The following is a 704-nucleotide window of genomic DNA, read 5'->3' on the forward strand; positions in this document are numbered from 1 at the left end:
TCACCGAACCGGTCGGATTGACGGCGGCCAGCGCGCCGATGGTGACGCCATTGTCGAGCAGCGTCGAGGCGGAGCCGAGGCCGCCTTTCAGCCCCGAAGTGAGCGCGCCGGTGCCGGCGCCGATGGTGCCGAGTTGGAAATCGGCGGTGGCGGTTTGCGCGGCTTCATAGCCAAGCTCGCGGTAGGGCGGATAACGGCCCCAATCCTTGTCGCCGCCATTGCGCAGGTCGAACAGGATCGCCGACGGCACGATCGGAACGCGAAAACCGCCGACCTCGAGGCCGATGCCGCGTTCACGCAACGCCGCCTGCACGCCGGAAGCTGCGTCGAGGCCGAAAGCCGAGCCGCCCGAAAGCACCACGGCGTGCACCACATCGACGGAATTGTGCGGTTCGAGCAGGTCGGTCTCGCGGGTGCCCGGCGCACCGCCCAGGATCTGAACGCCGGCCACTGTGGACGCATCGCAAAGCACGGTCGTTACCCCGGATTTCAGCCTGGCGTCGGACGCATTGCCGACGCGCAGGCCGGCAACGTCGGTGATCAGGTTGCGTGGGCCGGTGCGAAACATCAGTTGCTTTCCAAGGGCGCAAAGCGCGTGCCATCGAAGCGGAAGACGCGGTAGGGGCTCCGGCTGAGATCGCCTTTCGCATCAAACCGGATCGGCCCGATCGCCGTGGTGAAATCCTGTCCGGTCAGAGCTTCGG

General features: G+C 66.9%; 1 protein-coding gene and 1 pseudogene. Both read right to left on the minus strand.

The features are described from left to right. Window positions 1-568, minus strand: a 568-nt coding sequence (locus ENZ75_RS33455) for a P1 family peptidase (protein WP_164768747.1), incomplete at its 3' end; no start/stop codon positions are given. Then, window positions 568-704: pseudogene (locus tag ENZ75_RS35515) on the minus strand (ABC transporter substrate-binding protein); the annotation flags it as partial. The pseudogene ENZ75_RS35515 and the gene ENZ75_RS33455, both read right to left, overlap by 1 nt.

It is taken from the genome of Mesorhizobium sp. M7A.F.Ca.CA.002.04.1.1 (assembly GCF_004022805.1).
GTDB lineage: Bacteria > Pseudomonadota > Alphaproteobacteria > Rhizobiales > Rhizobiaceae > Mesorhizobium > Mesorhizobium ciceri.